Origin of the sequence: Micromonospora coriariae, assembly GCF_900091455.1 — a bacterium.
GTDB classification, from domain to species: Bacteria; Actinomycetota; Actinomycetes; order Mycobacteriales; family Micromonosporaceae; genus Micromonospora; species Micromonospora coriariae.
In genome coordinates this window covers 6,910,534-6,929,687 of record NZ_LT607412.1, presented here as the reverse complement: position 1 = coordinate 6,929,687, position 19,154 = coordinate 6,910,534, and the positions used below count along the sequence as shown (strand labels likewise).

Annotated in this window: 16 protein-coding genes; 8 read left to right on the top strand and 8 right to left on the bottom strand. The window is 68.2% G+C overall.

The window, feature by feature from the left end; translation table 11 throughout:
- Nucleotides 1-142 precede the first annotated feature (142 nt).
- From GA0070607_RS33100 to GA0070607_RS33095, 3 genes are all read right to left on the bottom strand, one after another.
- Nucleotides 143-376, bottom strand: coding sequence for an integrase core domain-containing protein (locus tag GA0070607_RS33100; protein WP_331716462.1), 234 nt, complete (start codon nt 374-376; stop codon nt 143-145).
- Between the two features lie 608 nt (nt 377-984).
- Complete coding sequence (locus tag GA0070607_RS32145; RefSeq protein ID WP_231930670.1) at nt 985-1,455, bottom strand: ribosomal maturation YjgA family protein; 471 nt, start codon at nt 1,453-1,455, stop codon at nt 985-987.
- Nucleotides 1,456-1,866: 411 nt separating this feature from the next.
- A complete protein-coding gene (locus GA0070607_RS33095) occupies nt 1,867-2,844 on the bottom strand; it encodes a hypothetical protein (protein WP_197701207.1) in 978 nt (325 codons plus the stop codon).
- Between the two features lie 407 nt (nt 2,845-3,251).
- Between GA0070607_RS33095 and GA0070607_RS32135 the strand changes: the two genes are divergently transcribed.
- A complete protein-coding gene (locus GA0070607_RS32135) occupies nt 3,252-3,839 on the top strand; it encodes a hypothetical protein (protein WP_089021550.1) in 588 nt (195 codons plus the stop codon).
- A gap of 40 nt (nt 3,840-3,879) precedes the next feature.
- Nucleotides 3,880-4,539, top strand: a complete 660-nt coding sequence (locus GA0070607_RS32130; RefSeq protein ID WP_089021549.1) for an HAD family hydrolase — start codon at nt 3,880-3,882, stop codon at nt 4,537-4,539.
- A 272-nt stretch (nt 4,540-4,811) separates the two neighbouring features.
- On the opposite strand, the gene GA0070607_RS32125 is transcribed toward GA0070607_RS32130, so the two are convergent.
- Both GA0070607_RS32125 and GA0070607_RS33945 read right to left on the bottom strand, forming a co-directional pair.
- Nucleotides 4,812-7,244 carry a M14 family metallopeptidase gene (locus GA0070607_RS32125; RefSeq protein ID WP_089021548.1) on the bottom strand — a complete coding sequence of 811 codons (2,433 nt, stop codon included), beginning with the start codon at nt 7,242-7,244 and terminating at the stop codon, nt 4,812-4,814.
- 412 nt (nt 7,245-7,656) lie between these two features.
- Nucleotides 7,657-7,785, bottom strand: a complete 129-nt coding sequence (locus GA0070607_RS33945) for a hypothetical protein (protein WP_269458410.1) — start codon at nt 7,783-7,785, stop codon at nt 7,657-7,659.
- Nucleotides 7,786-8,139: 354 nt separating this feature from the next.
- On the opposite strand from GA0070607_RS33945, the gene GA0070607_RS32120 reads away from it, so the two are divergent.
- The 5 genes from GA0070607_RS32120 to GA0070607_RS32105 all read left to right on the top strand — a co-directional run bounded on the left by GA0070607_RS32120 (nt 8,140) and on the right by GA0070607_RS32105 (nt 13,967).
- A complete protein-coding gene (locus GA0070607_RS32120; RefSeq protein ID WP_089021547.1) occupies nt 8,140-10,656 on the top strand; it encodes a S8 family serine peptidase in 2,517 nt (838 codons plus the stop codon).
- A gap of 55 nt (nt 10,657-10,711) precedes the next feature.
- Entirely contained in the window at nt 10,712-10,969 is a 258-nt protein-coding gene (locus tag GA0070607_RS32115; protein WP_089021546.1) for a hypothetical protein, read from the top strand.
- 277 nt (nt 10,970-11,246) lie between these two features.
- Nucleotides 11,247-11,840, top strand: a complete 594-nt coding sequence (locus GA0070607_RS32110; RefSeq protein ID WP_089021545.1) for a flavoprotein — start codon at nt 11,247-11,249, stop codon at nt 11,838-11,840.
- 1,049 nt (nt 11,841-12,889) lie between these two features.
- Complete coding sequence (locus tag GA0070607_RS32675; protein ID WP_157743340.1) at nt 12,890-13,039, top strand: hypothetical protein; 150 nt, start codon at nt 12,890-12,892, stop codon at nt 13,037-13,039.
- A gap of 226 nt (nt 13,040-13,265) precedes the next feature.
- Nucleotides 13,266-13,967, top strand: coding sequence for a hypothetical protein (locus tag GA0070607_RS32105; RefSeq protein ID WP_157743339.1), 702 nt, complete (start codon nt 13,266-13,268; stop codon nt 13,965-13,967).
- A gap of 369 nt (nt 13,968-14,336) precedes the next feature.
- On the opposite strand, the gene GA0070607_RS32100 is transcribed toward GA0070607_RS32105, so the two are convergent.
- On the bottom strand, nt 14,337-15,152 hold the full coding sequence (locus tag GA0070607_RS32100; RefSeq protein WP_157743338.1) for a hypothetical protein: 816 nt from the start codon (nt 15,150-15,152) through the stop codon (nt 14,337-14,339).
- Nucleotides 15,153-15,517: 365 nt separating this feature from the next.
- Between GA0070607_RS32100 and GA0070607_RS32095 the strand changes: the two genes are divergently transcribed.
- Nucleotides 15,518-16,381 carry a hypothetical protein gene (locus GA0070607_RS32095; RefSeq protein WP_157743337.1) on the top strand — a complete coding sequence of 288 codons (864 nt, stop codon included), beginning with the start codon at nt 15,518-15,520 and terminating at the stop codon, nt 16,379-16,381.
- Between the two features lie 479 nt (nt 16,382-16,860).
- Here GA0070607_RS32095 and GA0070607_RS32090 read toward each other — a convergent pair whose 3' ends face one another.
- Nucleotides 16,861-17,877: an ATP-dependent DNA ligase gene (locus tag GA0070607_RS32090; RefSeq protein ID WP_231930664.1), complete on the bottom strand. Its 1,017-nt coding sequence runs from the start codon at nt 17,875-17,877 to the stop codon at nt 16,861-16,863.
- 174 nt (nt 17,878-18,051) lie between these two features.
- The gene (locus tag GA0070607_RS32085) at nt 18,052-19,047 is read right to left on the bottom strand and encodes a helix-turn-helix domain-containing protein (RefSeq protein WP_089021541.1); all 996 of its coding nucleotides are present in this window, start codon (nt 19,045-19,047) and stop codon (nt 18,052-18,054) included.
- Nucleotides 19,048-19,154: the final 107 nt, after the last annotated feature.

Sequence of the window (19,154 nt, the reverse complement as noted above, 5' to 3'; positions counted from 1 at the left end):
CCGCCCGTGCGGAACGTCGGGCGGGCGGACCTCCGGGCGGGTCGAAGATGAGGGCGCGAGCGCGGTGAGGCAGAGGTCGACCACGGTGTCGACGTAGGTGGCGTCCTCCCGGCTCTCCTGCCTGTCGGGTTCCAAAACCCTGTCACCTGGCCTGAGCTGGGCCTTCTAAGCGGCTCGTTCGTACTCGTTGATCAGCCCGCCGAGGACGGGCCGGCGTTTTGATCCGCTCGTGGGCCCGGTCGACGACGGGTCGGTCGGAGCGTGGAGGCAGCAACTGCAGCGCCCGATGCGGACGCCGCCCGTTGTAGTGGCGGGCGTACCGATCGAGTGTTCGGCGGAGGTGCCTGTCACCAACGATGAGCATCCGGTCGGTCACCTCGGCGCGGACGGTGCGCACAAACCGTTCCGAGTAGGCGTTGACCGCGGGCTACGCGCTGGGATCTTGCGCGGGGTGATGCCGGCGTCGGCCAGTACGGCGTCGAAAGCGGTGGTGAACTGCCCGGCCCGGTCCCGGATCAGGACCTGGAACTGAGCAACCCCGCAGCGGTGCGGGCGAGGAGAGCGAGCCAGCCGGCGATGCTGCAGAACCTGAGGTAGATCAGGCGGGGCGACACGAGTAACGATGGTGTGCGACATCGCTGCGAAGCAATGCATCCGGCCAGGTCACTGATCCCACTCGCGAAGCGGTGGCCAGCGGATCTTCTGTGTTGACCTCTTCGACGGATCCGAAGAGGTCAACACCGCAGCTAGACTTGCGCATGCTGTGCTGACACCAGAGTGACTCATATGTTCGTCGGTACTCGGCCTGCTCCACTCGGGTAAGGCGTCCTCTTCAACCTGCTGCTTGACCAGGCCGGCGGCCCGCTGACCGGGTGCCGCAGCGTCGGCTTGGCGACGCTGGTCATCGCCGGACGGCGTGGTGCCTGGAAGGCGACATTCCTGCGACGAGTGGGCTGCGAGGTGCCGGGGCAGCTCCGATGGCAGCTACGGGCGGGTGTCAACCCGGGGGGCCGCCGGTGGCGGTACGACGTCGCGCGGCAGTCGCGACGCGGGGCGGGTTCGGGCGCGCAGCAGGTGGTGCAGCACCACCAGGGGAGCCACGCCGGCCGGATACCAGGCCAGGTCGACGGGGTCGAACTGCACACCGAGCGTCAGTCTCGCCGCGAGGCTCTGCGCCGACAGTTCGGCCGGCACCCCGGTCAGCTGCGCGCACTCCACCACCCAGCAGAAGACGGTGGCGACCATCCCGGCCGGCATGGGTGCCGTCCGCGGCCGCAGGAACAGCACTCCGGCCCAGACCATCGACGCGTACAGCGCGGTGCCGGAGTACTGCCGCAGTGCCCCGTCGTCGATGACGCGGATCAGCAGTGCGATGCCCAGAAACAGCAGCGCGGCCACCGGCATGAGCAGCCGCATCGTACGGGCCGTGATCGGCGTTCTCGCGATGGTAGCCACCGCACCAACGTACGCGTCCGGTCCGCTGCCCTCGCCGACCGTTAGACGGGGTCCGCCGGTCTCGGCGGTCCCGGTCGCACCGTCGGCCGTCGACGCGCAGCCGACGCAGCGCAGACCGAACCAGCCGACCGTGCACCGAGCGAGAGCCTTACCACAAAGCCCACCGAACCAGCCGCCCGCGCCTGAGCTGGCACGGTGCCAGCCGCACCCTTGGTGCGAAGGCGGGATCAGCCGCCGCCAGGTCCTGCGGCTCACTCTTCTGGCCGATGAGCGAGCGCATTCTCCGAAGTGGCAATCGTGCAGAGGAGCCGGTTGCCGTCATACGGGCAATGCCGATGCCTCATGTCCACGCTGGTTCGGCCTCGTTGTTGGCCAGTTGAAGCTCGCCATCAGCGGCCAGTCGGTGGCGAGCTAACTGACCGCTGGTGGGCGCTCTACGTCACCATGCGCCGGAGTGGTCCGAAGCCAGTACGAGTGGGCCGCGATAACCAGCGCGATCCCGTATGCAGCAAACGCGGCCAAGCCGATCCAGCCGACCAGCAGTGCATCGCCCGAGGAGTGAAAGTCTCCGCGCCGTATCGTCACCACACCTGCGGTGGCCAGTGCCAGGTAGCCGACGCCGAGCACTCCGTACGGAGCGAGGGTGGCCGCACCTATCAGCGCCGGGGTCAGGGGGAGCCAGCGGGGGACGCGCCGACCGTGGAGGAACAGTGTCCACCGCGGGAAGACCTGACCCCACGGGCGGACCAGGCCCCAGAGCAGGAAGACGCCGATTGCGGCCAGCAGGGCGGTGGCGTCCAGGCCCCAGGACTCCAGGGTGAGCCAGATCCCCGAGGCGCCGTTGCGTTCAGAGATCGCGCGCATCTCCTTGCCGCTGACCCCGGCGAAGGTACCGCCGGATGCCCAGACCAGCTTCATCGTCGCGTACGGAAGGAAGGCCACCGTCCCGATGCAGGCGGCGAGTTGGACCGGCCCGGATGCGCCGCAGTGTGCCCGAAGGGGGGCCGCAGCAGGCGGGCGGTGGTCCGACCGGGCGGTGGCCGCCAACAGGAGCGTCCCTGCAGCCGCCAGCGCATGGTGCGCAGCGGACGCCCAACTGTCCACCGCCTGGCCGAACATCAGCGTGATCATGTCCATCAGCAGGCCGAACGCGGCCATACCCGCCAGCACACACATCACCCACAGCAGCGCCCGCAGTATGGGTCGTAGCCCGTACCGCGCGGCCACCGCACAGACTGTCGCCGCCAGTGCGCCCCCTGCCGCGACCGCCCAACCCAGCACGGACGATCCCTGATGGCCGCCGAGAGAGAGCAGCGAGGTTCCGGTCAACGCGCACGCCAGGGCGAAGCCGGTGTAGACGGCCGCCCAGAACATCGTTACCCAGCTCACCCAGCGCGGCCATAACTGCCACCACCTACGCCACAACGTCCTCATCATCTGCAGGCCACCAGTCATGCGCTGACCATCGCACCGACCGAGGCGCACAGCCTCCCTCGCCGGAGCGATCCCTGTCCCCCTGCCGAGTCAGCGGTCGTGCGGCGCAACCGGGTCGTGGAATGTGACACCGCGACCGGCCGTCGGTGGGGAATCTGAACCGGGCCGCTGTCACCTCGTCCGCCATGCGTGTGGCCCAGGTCCCTCTTCCCCCGCGCGAGTGATCCGGTCCCCTCTCAATGGGATGCGGGGGGCCCGGCGTGGCTGCGATCTTGAAACAGCAACGCTGGCCGTTGCCCACCGGCTCGCGGAATGCGCATCGTCAGCCGCAACGATCAGCGTTTGGACAAGGAGATTTCCCGATGACCGCTCGCACCATCCTGAGCAAGCTGCACGGCCGCTCGGCGGTGGGTGTGCCCCGCTGGGCCATGCTGGCCGCATACGCCGCCGCCCTGACCACGTTGCCCTCCACCATCTGGCGGATCACGGCATTCGTCTTCGAGGCTCCGCTGGTGAAGCGCTTGGACGCCCCGTCGCCCGGCCACGGTCCGATCCTGGTCCCCGAAGGGGTCTGGTACATCATCACGCTCAGCCTGGTCAGCGAGGTGCTGTCATTCCTCGCCCTCGGGCTGGTCTGCGAGTGGGGCGAGGTGTGGCCGAGGTGGATCCCGGGCCTGGGCGGGCGCCGGGTACCGGCCCTGGCCGCAGTCATCCCCGCCAGCGTCGGTGCGACGGTTCTGCTGATCTTCCCGTACGCGCTGGCCATGATGGCCTCTGGCCGGATGCTCAACGGCAGCCCGAGCACGCCGATCATCGAGGGCTGGCAGAGTGCCGCGTTCTGGATCGCCTACCTGCCGCTGGTCGCCTGGGGACCGCTGCTCGGTATCTTGACCGTTCACTACAGTCGGCGCCGTCGAGCTGCCCAGTCTGCCGTCGCCAGCATGAGGTGACTGCCCGAGAGCCCACGCCTGACGGGTACTGTCTCGATCCATGATCCGTGGAGCGGTGTTCTTCGATGTCGATGGAACGCTGACGCCGACCAGCAGTGGGCAGCACCTCGCCGAGCTCGTCGGCAATGCCAAGGAGATCGCACAAATACAAGCCGGCTACGGAGCCGGCACCTTGAGCAGTGACGAGGCTTGCGTGCTCGAGGCTCGCGGGTGGGCAAGCAGGACACCCGCTGAAGCCCAGGCGTTTCTGGAGTCGATGCCGCTGGTGGACGGCATAGTGGAGACCGTTTCGTGGTGCCAGGCTCACTCGCTCGTGCCTGTGCTGGCCACGCTGGCGTGGGACTTCGTCGGCACCTACCTGTGCAGCCGCTTCGGCTTCGACCGAGCGTGCGGACCACGCTTGCAGATAGTCGACGGCCGCTACAGCGGCGAGGTCGCCGAGCAGTTCGACGAGCAGGCCAAGCGCGATTTCGCCGTCAGGGTGGCCGCCGAGTTGGGCGTCGAACTCCGGCATTGCGCGGCCATCGGCGACGGGCGATCGGATGTGCCGCTGTTCAGCGTGGTCGGTTGCGCCATCGCGTTCAACGCAACCCCCGAAGCTCGTGCCGCCGCCAGCGCAACGGTCAACGGCCCTGACCTCCACGCCGTCGTGCCCGGCCTGAGCGCCTGGCTGGAGACCATCGCCTTGCCCGCCAACTGACAAACGCTTGGTCGGGTGAGCGAGTTGACGGCAGGACACCAGCCCAGCCGCTGGGCGCGTCACCCTCCTGTTAGGACTCGGTTGCCCGGAGCGCCGCCGAGTACGCCGGCCTGTTCCCGCGGGCCGAGTTGGCGGTGCAGCCGGGCGCCGGGCACTATCCGTGGCTCGACGATGGGGAGTGGTTCGTGGAGACGATGGCCGGATTCCTGCGTTGAGCGGTGACGGCCGCGGCGCCCAGGAGCGCCGCGGCCGTCCCTACCTGCCGTGATTCGTCAGCTGGTCGGCAGGACCGCCCGGCCCTTGCTGTAGTTCTTGCCGCTGCCGTCCGGGGTGTAGTTGTTCTCGACGTTGCCGGCCGAGTCGACCGAGAACCAGTTGATCCGGGTGCCGGCCGGGATCGTCAGGGTCTCTCCGCCCTCGCGGATGCCCGCCGAGCCGTAGAGCGTCGACGAGTACGTCGGCGTAGCGCCGTCGAGGGTGTAGAAGACCGAGGCGGGCTCGGAGACGCCGAAGGTCACGTTCACCATGCCCGGTGTCGAGCTGGGGGCGACCGTGAGGGTGCTCTCCGGGCGGGTCCGGTCCTTGGCGAAGTCCCGGGCCACCCGCATCAGCTCGACCAGGCCATTGGAGAACTCCATCGCCTCGGAGTGCGCCTCCTCCCAGTTCGGTTGGAAGGACGTGCCGACCTCGAAGTTCCAGGCGTAGATGCCGTACTTGTACCAGAGCATGTCGCCGGAGTTGCCCGCCGCCGAGTAGAGCACGTCGGAGATCGGGCCCGTGCGGGCCGGGGTGACCGCCATGTTCCGGTGCTGCTTGATGGCGGTCAGGATCCGCGAGGACGCGCCCCAGAAGGCCGACTCCTCGGCCAGCGTCGGCCGCGGCGCCGAGGTCCGGTCCGGCAGGGCGTACGCGCCCGGCGACCACATGAAGTAGTTCCCGGAGGAGTGCAGGTTCATCGAGAACTTGATGTTGGGGCGGGCGGCCAGCCAGTCGACGTTGCGGTTCTCCGGCTCGGAGAGCTCGCTCGGCCCGGCGTAGGTGCCGCTGGTGCAGCTGCTCGACGCGCCCGAGTACCCGTCGAAGAGGCTGTACTCGGTGTAGTTGCGGTTGTTGTCGACGCCCCACGAGTCCCGGCCGAGGAAGTCCGCGGCCCCGGTCGACGGGCAGTGGTTGGTCATGTTCTTGCGCTGCGAGTTGAAGTCGTAGAAGGAGTAGTGGCCGCCGTCCGGATTGACCGACGGGGCGATCCAGATGTCCAGGTTGTTCAGCAGCTGCTTGGTCTGCCCGTCGTGTGCGTAGTTGCGCAGCAACCGCTCGGCGGTTTCGACGGCGACCAGCGGCGGCACCCACTCCCGCGCGTGCTCCTGGGCGTAGGCGAGCACCCCGGGCTTCGAACCGTCCCGAACCTTGCCGATCCGGATCGCGTACACCGGCTGCGGATCGCGGGAGACGGAGGCCGGCGCACTCAGGTCGTCGGTGAGCGCGGTCCGCGCCGCCGGCGCGACCACGCCGTTGCCCGGGCTGCCGCGATAGGTGTACGCCTTGACCAGCGACCCGGCCGCGGCGTTGAGCGCCGCGACGACCTCGGCGGCGGTGCTGGTCACCGCGCCCGCGCCGTCGGTACCGAGGGCCACCCGGATGGCCTTGCCGCTCACGGTCACCGCCAGCGCCGCGTTGTCGGCGCCCGGGTTCACCAGCTCCACCGAGATGTCGTTGCCACCCTGGTGTCCCCAGGCCAGGGAGTCCACCGCGACCCGGCTGGCGTTGGCGCTGCCGAGGACGGCCTGGGCGTGCCGCCGGTAGCCGTTTGTCTTGTACGGCAGCTCGACGATCTCGGCCAGGTTGGGGAACTCGGCGGCGAGCTGGTGGATCCGCGCGTACAGCTCGGTCGGGGTGAGGTAGCTGGTGACGAAGTCCTTCTGGTAGCCCGGTCCCTCCGGGCTGGTCTCCGGGGTGGGCAGCCACTCCTGCACCTTGACCTCGGCCACGTCCCCGGTGGGGCTGGTGATCCGGATACGGTCCGGCCGGCTGGTCACCGCCGAGGCGCCACGGTGGTAGAGGTAGACGCCGGCGTCGACGAAGCGGGAGATGGTCTGCGTGCCGCCGGAGCCGATCGCGGTACCCGGCCCACTGTCCCGCTCGACGGTGAGCGTGTTGCTGGCCGTCTGGCCCTGCGCCCACTTCGCCTCGACGGAGAGGACCTGGCTGGTCCCGGAGGTGTAGTAGTCCGCGCGGATGATCTTGACGTCGGAGACGTCCGGAGCGGTCGGGTCGGCCGCGGCGGCGGCGAACTCCCGGTTCTCGGCGAGGTGCGCGGCGATGGTCGACTCGCGCTCCTCGACGCGGGCCCGGGCGTCCTCGGGGCGATGCAGCACGTCGCCGAGGGTGAAGCCGGCCGCGGTCAGCCGGGCGGCTTCGCTCGGCGTGAGCACCGCGTGCGCGACCACGCCGTTCTCCGCGCGTTCGACATGGTGGTCGAGGTCCACTCCGGTGGCGACCAGCGCGTCCAGCTCCGCGGTGCCGGCGAGCAGCACCTCCACGACGTTCGCCGGCTCGCCGGCGACCGGGCCGGAATCGGCCGGTGCGGCGGCGTCCGGCGCGGTCGCCGAGGCCGGACTGACCAGCAGCACGACGGCCATGGCGGCGGCCAGCGCCGCCGGGACCGGGAGGCGGCGTCGCCACCGCGCGGGTAGGGATTTCGGCATGGTGATGTCTGCCCTTCTGGCTACTCGGCCTGATGGCCGTAGGAGATGGCCGAGGGGCACGCCCGGGGTACGCGGCTCCATCCGTTGGGTCGCGTGCGGTCGTTGCGGCAACCGAGCGCGCGACACGCTGAGAAAGGGAAGGTGACGTCGTCCGGCTCCGTCGCCTCGACAGGACCCGCATCGCCGAATTGCGGGGCGTCGACCGATGGTGACGGAGGCTCTCCGGTGACAGTTGGTGGACTGAGGCAATCCTCAGCTGTCACAGCGTGAACTGTCAATCCTCTGCTGGGCCCGTTGACTCTCGGGCGGTAGTCCTCACCGAACGCGCCGAAGAGGTGGGGTACGTGGGGCAGGTTCCGCGCCAGGCCTTCCCGAGCTCAGAAGGCGTCGACGGGCCGCCTGCTGTCTCGGGTCAGGTCACCGCGGAGCGGACGCCGAGGTCGATGAGGACGGCGCCGGTGAGCCGGTCGAGGGTACGGCGCACGCGTGGGGTGCGCAGCAGCCGGCCGACGACCGCACCGTCCCACTCCCCAACGAGCACCAAGCCACCGCATGAAACCCCAGCTCAACACCGACCGGGTCTCGACCAGGACCGTCACTCATCCGGCCCTGCGAGGAGCCCATGGCCGGGGTCCATGACAGTTACGTGCCTCGATGCAAATCGTCGCTCAAACCGCGTCTGGTGGATAGATGTTGCCCTCTTGACGAGGCACTTCTGCCGCAGTCTAATTGGTGATCACATAGAGAGGCCACGCGTGGGAGATTCCAGTTCGCCGTTCTGACGTGGCAGGGTTTCCTTATTTTGTCTCGACCAGCGCGTGCAGATCATGGGGCTGGGACGCAACAGGCCGCCCCGGTCCGTTGGAGATATCGACCCATCGAAAAGGAGCCGGAGATGAGCATGAGGTCCACGAGTCGGCGACAGTTCCTGCGGCGACTGGGAGGCACCCTCGCTGCCGGAGTAGGCATCGCGTTTTTTCCGGCCGGGTTCGCCTCGGCATCGTCCAAGACCGGTCCGACATCGACCCCTGGCCATACGGGCGGCGGGCCGGCGTACCCGGGAGACCCCGGATTTGTCGCCACGAGTCCTGGGGAACTAGATGCCGCTAAAGCCAGTTGGGAAACGCCAGAATACGGCTATTATACCGGCCACGATCCTTCAACTCCTGGCACAGCGGTCAATTCCCCATGGCAGCTCGTCGCGGTAAACGCGTCCACCGCCTACGCCCTAGGGTACCGCGGGCAGGGCGTCACGCTGGGCATGATGGATTCGGGCTACAGGGCTACACACGAAGCATTTCAGACCGGGCTGATCGCATCGGTGAGAGCGGAGGGTGTCTACGGCACGTCCGGCTTCGGGTATCGTGGCGCGACCCCGTCGAACCCGTTTACTGCGGGCGCGCCGTTCACTGTGGCCGGTGATCAGGCGAGAACAAGTGACTACGGGCACGGAACCGGCATGCTTGGGGTTACCTCCGGCATCCGCGATGGTAAAGACCAGCACGGCATCGTCTTTGGATCGAAGATGTATGTCGCCAGGACCGGCGGTTCCGATACTCAGTCCCACGGCCCCTTCCACGATTACGTGTACTGGCGTACAGCCAATAAGGCCCTGGTTGACGCGGGCGCCCAGGTCATCAACAGCAGTTGGGGCTCTTATGTCCAGACTATTGACAGAACCCGCTTTGACGGCTCAGGAAACGACCTTGGAGTCAATGGCAACCTCGCCAACGCTTACCAACTGCGTGGTAAAGACAGCGCCAGCGCCACGGCAATGGCGACCATTATCCCCAACGAGTACCTGAAGGATCTGGAGTACCAGTATCTCCTCTTCAGGAAAAGTTATTCGGAAGGCGGCATTCAATACAATCCGAACTACCCCGGACGCTCCTTCATGGATGCCATCTGGGACGCTATCAAGGGCAGCGGTACCGTCAACGTAAGGTCGGCCGGCAACAACGACTGGAGCAACCCGTATTTTCGTCCCGCGTATCCGTTCTTCAATCCCTTGGCGGAAAAGCAGTGGGTATCCGTCGGCGGGGTGCAACCGCCCACTGCGGCCAGTCCCGAATACACAAAGCAGTTCGGGTACAACGAGGCGGGGCTCGCCAAATGGTGGACCGTGTCTACCCCATCAAACAGCGTTCGGACCACGAACAGCGGTGGTGACACTAACTATTCAAACTCAAGCGGCACGTCACCGGCAACGCCCGTTGCGACAGCGGTGATGGGAGTTCTGCTCTCCCGCTATCCGAACATGGACGCCAAGCAGGTGCGTGAGCTGATGTTCACCACGGCGAAGAACAAGATGTCCGACGGCGTGAGATTCCTCGGCACCGGGCAAACCTCCCCCTCCGGGGCGTCCATCGCCTGGACCGCTCCCGACGGTCTTCCGGACGAACGCTGGGGCTGGGGGATTCCCGATCTGGCCAAGGGCATGTACGGCCCCGGCCAGCTCCTGAGCCCCATGACCTACAACATGGATAAGGCGCCCCTGGACGTCTGGTCGAACGACATCAGCCAGATCGCGATCAAGGAAAGGGAACGGGAAGATCTGGAGTGGCTGGCGGGCTACAAGGAGCAAGGCATTGCCTACGCCGGTGAATTCAGCCCCAACGTGCTGAACCCGGACGGCACGCTTAACGAACAGGCCTTCATGCTTCAGGGCATTTTGGCTGATCCTTACATCCAAGCTATCACTAACGGCCATCCCGAGTTGTACGACAAGATCACCTATGAGGACGCCGTCAAGTGGCGCAAGGAATGGATGGACGAGCGGGCGGCCTACATTCAGAACAACATCGACAACCATCTTTACACGGCTTCTCTGACCAAGCAAGGCACCGGGACGCTGATCATGACGGGCGACGACACCTACGAAGGCGGCACGACGGTTGAAGGCGGTAAGCTTTCGATCACCGGCTCGCACGCAAGCTCGATCCACGTCAAGGGCGGCACGCTCGGCGGCACCGGTTTCGTGGCAGGCAGCATCGACGTCGACAGCGGCGTGCTGCAGCCCGGTCTGTCGTCCGGGGAAGCGGCGTCCGCGGCGTCCATCACCCTCACCGACGTCGCGCCCGGCAACGTCCTGAACGTCGGCGGCGACGTGACCGTCAGCCGAGCGGGGCGCCTCGCCATCACCATCTCCGGCGACCACGACTACACGAGGGTGCGGGCCGCGGGTGACCTGGTGCTGGACGGCGAACTCACCCTGGACATTCGCGCGTCCCTCACTCCGGGCACGGTACTGACGATCATGAGCGGCGACTCGATCCAGGGCAACTTCCATTCCCTGCCGGGACGGCGGATCCTGAACGCGGGCCACCACCTGTTCAGGGTGTCCTACCAGGACGGCGATGTGACGCTGACCGTCGTGCGGACGCTGCCCGGGGCAGGGTCCGGCGGCGTCTAGCCGCACGTGGCCTGGCCAGCCAGGCTCAGGTTCGCCCGAGCCTGGCTGGTCGTCGGTGGCGGCGAAGACGTCGTCGACGTACCGGCCACGCTCGCCGCTCGCGCCCCGGCTGCTGGACATCGGCGGTGCCCGCCAGAGCGATCCCGCCGACGCCGCCAGCGTCGCGCACGCCGCGATGCGCCACAAGCGGTTGCGCGCGGTGGTCGCCGAGGACCACACCAACACCTGCGGCTCCTGGCCGAACGCCGTGACGACCTGGCCGGTGAACGCGTTCGCGTCCTCACCCGCCTGCACGCCCTGGTCCGCGACCTGATTCCCGGCGGCGCGCCGCCGAATCCTCCACTTGAGGACGCCCGGCCGACCGCTCGGTCAGCTCCTCCGATGGAGCGGCGCCACATCCATCCAGCCAGTTCACTGGATAACGGCTCGCGTTCGCAGCCGGCTCGATACTCTCGGCCTCGGGATCCACACGGACATCCGGAGCCACTCGATCGGCGAGATCGCCGGTGACGCGGGCGATCGACGTCCCGGCGCGCAGCCGGCTCTCGCCACGACTGGCGCCGGGGACCTCTCAGGCCGATAGGAGCGCCATGCCCGGGAAGTTACGATCGCCTGTTCTGCACCTCGTCGTTTGCCACGCCGAGCCCGCTGTCGAGCTCGGACCGTTCATCACGGCCTGCCAGGAGTTGAGGTGGAAGGTCCACCTCATCGCCACCCCGGACGCGGTCGACTCGATCGACCGGGACGGACTCGCCGATCTCACCCACCATCCGGTACGCGAGGACGACCAGCCGGATACGCTCCATCCCCTGCCGCCGGCCGACGCCTTCGCCGTCGTGCCGGCCAGCTTCGACCTGGTGAACAAGTGGGCGTACGGCCTCAACGACAACCTGGGCCTGCGGATGCTCAACGAGGCGATCGCCGTCGGCCTGCCGGTCGTCGCCGTGCCGGCCCCGGATCCGGCGCTCGCCCGGCACCCCGCCTTCCTGGAGAGCCTGGAGCGGCTGCGGCACTGGGGCGTGACGGTGATCCGGCCCGCCGAGCCCTCCGAGGTCGCCGACCCGGTTCCGTGGCACGCCGCCGTACAGGTGATCTCCGCCTGGACGCGGTTCGCCCGGGTCCCCGGACAGCCCACCGGAGAGCGACAGCGCACCGCCGACAACTTGGCGCGGCAGTCCGGCTAGCGCCTCATCATGCAGCCTTGAACGGGTAGTCCGGGTGGCGGAGCTTGGAGTTGATGGCGAATCCGGATTTCGGTTGGGCGCGGTAGTTGCGCCAACGGATGTACGCGCCGATGTATGGGTACGCCGAGAAACGGATCCGCTGAAACGCCGGCGGCTGACGTTTGGACGGAAGGACCGGGGTCGTTGCCCTTGGCGGTCGACTGCCTCGAGCGGCTCGGGAGCGCAGTCCTTCGGACCCCGACCTTCCGCGCGGTGAAGAGTATCGGCGCCCACTGACCCTCGAGCGCCGCTTATGGCGGATTTAATCCGCAAATAAGCCGCGCTGGCCCGACCGGACGGGGTGGCGGCACCTCCGGCATGGAACCTGCCGACCCAGCCTCTTCGGCCGCAGCCGCAGCGCTCCGGTGAGCGGTGGCCGTACGTCATGTTCGGCGGAGTCACCCTGCTGCTCGGTGCCCTTGCCACGCTGGTTGTTGTCCTGGCCAAATGAACCCGTCCGGGGTGAGCACCTGGCCACGGAAGGGTTGGCCCTGGCTGCATCCCGGGTAGGTGTAGCCCATGGATTCGGGTATGGAGAACTGGCTGGCAATCGCCGGCAGACATCGTCAGTGCGATGACGATGCTCGGCGGTGCCGCGACTGTCAGGCGTACTGGCCCTGCGCGTACCGGCTGCGCGCCGATCACGAGCTGAGCGGCGCGCCGAGGCTCGCCACCTCGGCTCCGGCAGGGTAGGTACGGTCGTTGGATCGTGCATGTGCCGTCACTGCCCGCCCGGGACCGGCTGGTGCTCGCGGAGCTGTCCGGCGTCGCCGCCCGGTGGTCACGGCACCGACCGGGGGAAGCCCCGCGCCGACGCCCTCGCCGCAGTGCACGCGGTCACTCGCGACCCCAGGCTGCTCGGCATCCAGTCGGGCGGAGAGGGCAGCACCGCCTCACTAGCGATCCCGACGATCGCCACGATCGCGGGTAGCTCGATCGGGGGGATCGTGTTCGTGCGGCGGAGGCGGCCGGGGAGGTCACGCCGCAACTAGCGGACTGACGCGGATTGGGTGCCGTCTCGGCCCGGTCCCCTGCCTCGCCGCGCCGATTCGGCTGCTGCCGAGCTGCTGCGCTCGGCAGGCGCCGACATGGAGATCGCCGCCGAGCACGCCGAGGAGGTGCGGGCGCGGATGGAGCGCCACGGCGCCCGGTACGCCTGATCCGGTTCGCCGGTGTTGGACGAGGCCCCGCAAAACGGCAGTACCTGCGGGGCATGCGCCGCGAAGATTACGCCTTGGCGTCGACGTCGGACCGCGGTCGGCCCGGCGCCGCCCCGGACACCTTCGACTACCTGCCGGCCTGACGTAACGCGGCGAGGCGCGGCGACGCAGGTGGACTGGGGGCCCCGGGCGGGCCCGGTCCACCTACGGAAGGAAACGCCCAGCGATGCGTCGCCCTGTTGTGCCGATCATTCTGTCGCTGCTGGTCGTAGGCGGGCTCACAGCCTGTGGCGCCGCGGAACCGGCCGAGGCGCAGTGGCAGGCGGCGGCGGCCCCCGCTTCGCCGACGGCCAAGCCGGCGCCACCACCGCCTCGACCCGCGCCGAAGAACAAGGAGGAGGCGGGCCGGCAGGCGCAGCTCGCGCTCGTCGACCTGTCGACGTTTCGCCAGGAGACGACGGAGCACACCAGCGAGAACTCCGACGACTGGCGGCTGCGTTCGCTCTGTCGCGACATCCTGCCGTCGGATCGACTCGCCTCCGCTGGACGCGAACGCCGCTGGGTGAAGTCGCCGATCTGGATCCGCCAGCACGTCGTCGGCTACCTGACCGTGCCCGGCCGCAAGCTGATCGGCGAGCTGCGAACGGTGTTGAAGACGTGCCGGTCGTATCGGACTGGCGAAGGCCGGACCGCGACGATCGTGCCATGGACCCCGGCCGGGGTACCCGCGAATCCGGACGTGGTGACCTTCTGCGAGCGCCAGCAGACGGACGACGGCCCTGTAAGCCAGTGCACGATCATGATGGCGCGCGGTTCCTACGTGCTCAACCTGGACGCCTCCGACGGCGACGGGGACCTCAAGAAGTCCCAGGCGATGGTGGCCAAGCTCTATCCCCTCGTCACCGAGGCGTTCGTCAAGGCCACCTGACCAGGCATCCCGCCGCTGTGCCGGTGAGCCGAGCCGTGACGTGTCGCCACTGAGCGGGCGAGGCCACCGCCCCGCCACATCGGCATGGTGAGAAGCGGGTCTGCATGCGGCAGCGCAGTGGGACCGTTTCGGTCGGTGGTGGACATGGTGCCGTGACCGTGGACATGCGCTCGGGTCCGACGGGCGGGGCTTCCTGGGTCGCAGCCAAGATCCTCATCTCGACTAGGGCGGATAGCCTCGTACTGATTTCGCCTACGGGCCGGAGCCAACGGACGTCAGCGGACTCTGCGACTCTTGCCCAAGACGCTTTGTAAGAGAGTGTCCGTGGCCAAGCGTCGGGCCGTCTCTGGCCAGTATGCGGCCGAAGCCTCAAGCTTGCGCGCCGGTCAGCCGGACTGCGGGCGCCCGGGCCAGTCGCCACCGCGCCGCGCCGTAGCCGAGCAGGAAGACGATCGCGGCTGCTTCCAGGCTAGGAAGCATGGTCGCGGCGAGGGCCGGTCGGCTCGGAGCAGTCAGGGCGCCGAAGAACGGGTCAGCGGTCATGTACAGCGACCCGCAGATTGCAACGACGACGGCCACCGTAACCGCCCACCAGCGGTTGAGTAGCGCGGCCAGGCCGATCCCAACGATCGCGAACAGCGGGACACCGGCCGCCGCACGAAGCACCACCGGCCACACCGACTCCTCGGCCAAGATCTGCACTGGTAAGAAGATGTCCTTCGGGGCCAGCTCGCGCCGAACCCAGTGGTCGGCGACCACTCTGGGCGCCAGCGGCAGCACTGCGGCGAGGTCGGCCACGGCGAGGAGCACACCGAACAGCGCGGCCACGCCCGCCTTCACCACCAGGTACGGGCCCGGACGGGGCGGCGGGGGGAGCGGGGCCGGCGACGATTCCAGGGCCGGGCGGCCGGTCAGCCATGGATCACGTAGCACCAGGAACGCCCCGGCCGCCAGCGCGGCCAGTTGAGCCCAGCCGAGGCCCGAGGTGTAGATTGCCTTGACGTCGAAGTGATACGCGTCAAGCTGTTCTTCTAGAGTCTGCGGGTCGTAGTAGACGTAGAACATGTAGGCGTCGGCGTTGAACGAAAGACTGCCGAGGCCGGCGAGCGCGACCAGGGGCGGCAGGAGCCACAGCGCCCGACTGCGGGTCAACCCGCGCAACTCCTGACGCAACAGACCGCTCATCGGCGCCAATCTACCCCTTGGCCGATTTGGCTCGCGGACGGCGCCGGACGGGGCCAGTTCCTGCTTACGTCTGCCTTTGGCGGCCAGGTGGCGAACAGATTCGCTGTTCCACCGGCCGCGTTGCCGCCGAGTGATCGCCCCGGGGAGCCTTGCTGCCGGCAGTGGCGAGGAGCAGCCAAGCGAGCAGCCAAGTCCGCGGGCGTCAGCGGGACTGGTGCGCACACCGGCGCCAGCCGGGCCGCTGGTCGACCGGGTGTTACATGCTGTCTGGTATGTGGTCACCGGACGATTACCGCTCCCGATCGAGGACCCGACGCGACGAGCGGGGACGGGTCATCATGGACTCCTGGACCGACCCTCTCGCTGTGGTGTTCCTGGCCGAACTCTGCTCGCTGATTCTGCTGTTGCTGGCACGTCTGACTCTCTCCGGACGTGCCGCGTCGGTAGTGACCGGCGTGTTGGCGGTGGTTGTTTACTGGGCCTTGCCCTACGCCTATCTCGGACGGGAGCATTCGGTTCGTGAGGACAGAAGTCTCCTGGGGCAGGTACGGATACATGACGCGCTGAGCGTCGGGGACGTTCCGACCCACCCTTGGTGGTGGAAGGAGGGCGGCAAACCCGGCCGGCCGCTGATCCGCCTAGCCGTGCTGGCGACAGTGCCAGTCAGTATCGCGTCCGTGGCCTTCCACGGCTGGGTGATCAGCACGGCTACGACGATCCTTCCGGACCATTATTCGTATCTCCCCGTCGAAGACGGCGACCTGCCTACGCTGCTGTGGGGCGTGGGCTGGCTGGGGTCCTTCGGCGTATTGTTCTGGGCCCGCTCGACGCGACGCAGAGCCTTCCGGGCCGCCGTTGACGCCCTGGTCGAGCGGGAGAACCTCGACCCCCACCTGTCGGAACGGGACCACCTCCACCGGGAGACGACGGAGCTGAACCGCCAGCGAGCGGAACTCGGCAGCATCCTGAAGAGCCTGCGAGAGACCGACGACGCAGCGCGTTCCGAAGGGGTGCCCCCGGGCCTCAGAATCACCCTGGATCGTCTTGTGCGGCTGACCGAAACGGCGCTCAGCAGCACCGACGTAATTTTGAAACGAGACCAGGAGACCACCGAGCGAGCTGATGCCGAGAGGCGGCAGAGCATCCGGCGCGAGCGTTGGATGCTCGTCATCGGAGCCCTCGCCGGTCTGCTCCTCGCCATCCTGAGCCACCAGGTGGGGCTTACCTGAGGCGCGTGATCACTTCGGTCAGCTCCAGCCGTATGTGAGGTCATGGTAGACACGGCCTGCCGCAGCTTCTCGCCTAGATCAACTCTTTAGCGATGATTTTCGCTGGAAGTTGTGGCCGTCCCCATTGGCGCAGTACCGGCGGTGACGCGGCCCCTCGCTGACATAACGGCGATCGTGGCCCGGATCTCTCTCGACGCTGTGTGTGGGGGGTTGACTGCCGTGGGCGGGTGAGTCGATCACTACGGGGCACATGACCGACGAAGCTGCGCAGCCTGCGCCGCCGCGAACTGTGGACAGCGCGATCGGAAGATTGCAGGATCAGATCGGCCACGTCACGTCCACGCTGGAGCCCGGTTCGTCCTCTATGCGGCCACGCACCCCGAGCACACTGCCACCCGCACGAGGTTTTGGGCGGCCGGGCAAGGTCGACTGGCAGCGAGGAAACACGGGCCAGCGAACGCCTGACGTTCAGCTCTAGATCACTCGATCAACAACGGCACCTCAGACGCTGACATGTCCGCCCGTAACCGCAGGTAACGAACGTGGTGTCGCCATCGGTGATGTTCGTAGGCGGTGTCGACGTCGATTTCCGCGACGATGGTGGGGATCACGGGGCTGTACGGAAGGGGTTGGGGCCGGTCGAGTTGCCCCGTCCACGAGGCGGGGAGAGGCTGCGGCCACGGGTGTGACCCCTCCGGGCCGACGGGCGTGAGCAGGGCGGCCAGTTCGGCGCGCTGTACCGGTCGCAGGGGGGTGGTTCGGCCGGTGTAGCGCAGTCGTCCGTGCTGGTCGCAGCGGCCCAGCAGGAGGGTCTCAGGGTTGTTGATGCTGGGGGTGGCGCCGCCGATGATCGCTTCGGTGGTGCGGTAGGCCCGGACTTTCTGCCAGCCACGGCGACCCGGTTCGTAGCGCCCGTCGAGGCGTTTGATCACGATGCCCTCGATGCCTGCGGCGGTCCAGGTGGTCATCCATTCGGCGGCCTGGTCGGGGTCGGTGGTCTGTGGGGACAGGGTGAGGTGGGCGGGTGCGTCGGCGAGCACCTGTGTGAGCAGGGCACGTCGCTCGTGCAGGGGCCGGTCCAGCAGTGGTCGGCCCGGTGGGGCGCTGAGCAGGTCGAAGACCACGTAGTGCGCGGGGTGGCGTCGGGCGATGTCGGGCAGCTGCGCGCCGGCGGTGACTCGTCGCTGCAGGTGGGCGAAGTTGGTTCGCTCGCCTTCCCACACCACCAGCTCACCGTCCAGGACAGCACCCGGCTCGACGGCTTCGGTGACGGCTCGGGTGATGTCGGGGAAGTAGGTGGTGACGTCCCGGCCGGCCCGGGACTGCAGGTAAACGCCGTCGGGCCGGCGGAAGGCCAGTGCCCGCCAGCCGTCCCACTTCGGCTCGTAGGCCAGATCCGATGCCTCAGGGACAGCGTCGACGGCCTTCGCCAGCATCGGCGTGAGCGGCGGACGCAGCCCCTCGGTGGCGCCGACACGCCGGCGGGCCGGAGTCACCGCAAGACCGATCCACGCCATTGAACCCGAATTCCGCTCACCTCCTCTCTCATGGTTGAGGCGCGAGCAGGGGTGGCGCTGGAAGATGCCGAACGGTCGATGGCGGTAGCGGAACGAGAAGCAGGGCGAGGTTCGCCGGGTGCGCCCAGCTCGTCGCCGCACCAGGTCGCCCGCTCACAGCCAGCCGCGGCGTTCCGCCAGGCAGCCTGCCTGGAACCGGCTCGACGCTCCGAGCTCGGTCATCACGCGCTGGAGCCGGCGGTACGTCGTTCGGGTGCTCCAGCCGTTCACGCGCGCGATCGCCGTGTCGGTCAACCCCGCCATCATCATCGTGAGCAGTGACCGGGTTTCCTCGTCCGGCCGAGTGAGGCCACCAAAAGCACTAGGCGTCACCGCGGACGCATCGAGCGGGGCAGCCTGGGCCCATTCGCCCTCGAACAGAGCTTCGAGGGCGGTGAGCAGCGGGGAGCGCCGGACGAGGTAGGCGACCTGCAGGCCGCTCCGGCTGAGGTCGAACGGGATGAGGGCGTCCTGGTCGTCGCGGATGATCAGCTTGATGGGCAGGGTCCGCCGGGTCCGGGCTTCTTCGCCGCCGCGTACGGCGGGCAGGATGTCCGTTTCCAGCTTCTGGGGCCAGGTCACCGCGTCCAGGCTGTAGATCACGCGGTGCGCCACGCCGTCGTTCTGGTGGCGGGCGATCTGCGCCTGGGTGTTCCTGGCGGCGCCTGCGCCCCCGGGCACCTCGTAGTAGGGCGGCGTGTCGAACACCCGGACCTGCTGGTGCGCCTCGGATTCCAGGTGGGCGACGGCTGCGGCGATCGTTTCCCGGTCGGTCAGCTGCTCGATCACGAGTTCGGGGCTCGTCCGGTGTGCGCTGCGGTGAATCTCCGAGAGCGAGTGCACCTTCGCGCGCGCCGCGCTCAGTTCGCGCTCCCGCAGCTGCACGAGCTGGTTGATCGCGATGTCAGGGGGAGCGGCCAGGTACCGCGCCGGGTTCCCACTACCGGCCACCAGGTGCTTCGCGTTGAGGGCGGCAAGGGTCCGCTGCAACGGGCCCGCCGGGGTCGACAAGTGGTCGGCGAGCGCGACGACCGTCGACCCGGGCAGGGCGACCAGCGCTTCGTAGACCCGCTCCTCGTCTGCGGACAACCCCAGGACTGCGAGCTTCATTGTCGAGATTCTGCCAGCTGGCAGTAAGCAGCCACGAGGGGCTGTTGCGGCCTTGATCGACGGCTGGCACCGTTCGGCCTCAGTGGCGCCCGTTGAGCTGCGCCCGC